Annotated in this window: 1 pseudogene; it reads left to right on the forward strand. The window is 59.7% G+C overall.

Annotated features, from left to right (window positions below):
- Window positions 1–95: 95 nt before the first annotated feature.
- A pseudogene (locus TR36_RS14295) lies at window positions 96–371 on the forward strand (alpha/beta hydrolase); the annotation flags it as partial.
- Between the last annotated feature and the right edge of the window lie 175 nt (window positions 372–546).

Below are 546 nucleotides of genomic sequence, written 5' to 3' on the forward strand. Positions count from 1 at the left end.
CCCGATTGCGGGTTATATGCGGGTGGTTGTCATGGGGTGGGGCTGGAAAGTCAACCTGTCGCCGCGCTATGTCTGTATTCCAAAAGGAGACGCCCATGACCGATCACCTGACCACGCCCGAAGGCCGCCGTATTGCCTATGACCTTATCCCCGGTACCGGACCGGCGGTTGTCTTTCTGGGGGGCTTCAGGTCCGACATGCAGGGAACCAAGGCGGCGGATCTGCATGACTGGGCCGTATCGCAGGGGCGGGCGTTCCTGCGCTTCGATTATTCGGGGCATGGCATGTCCGAAGGGCTGTTCGAGAATGGTGCCATCGGTGATTGGCTGGCGGATGCGCGGGCGGCCCTGTCACTGGTAACGGGGCCGGTGTAATAACGTCACCCTGGCCTCCGAAGTGCCCGGGATCGATCTTGCCGAATTCCAGAAGCAGCTGGTCATCAAACGTGGCAGCTTCTATTCGCCGACTGCGATTGAAAACGTTACCACGCGGATGGAAAACGTCGGTGTGAAACAGGGCCTGAACTTCGTAGGGTTGAACCGCGTA

Origin of the sequence: Falsirhodobacter sp. alg1 (genome assembly GCF_000739715.2) — a bacterium.
GTDB lineage: Bacteria > Pseudomonadota > Alphaproteobacteria > Rhodobacterales > Rhodobacteraceae > Falsirhodobacter.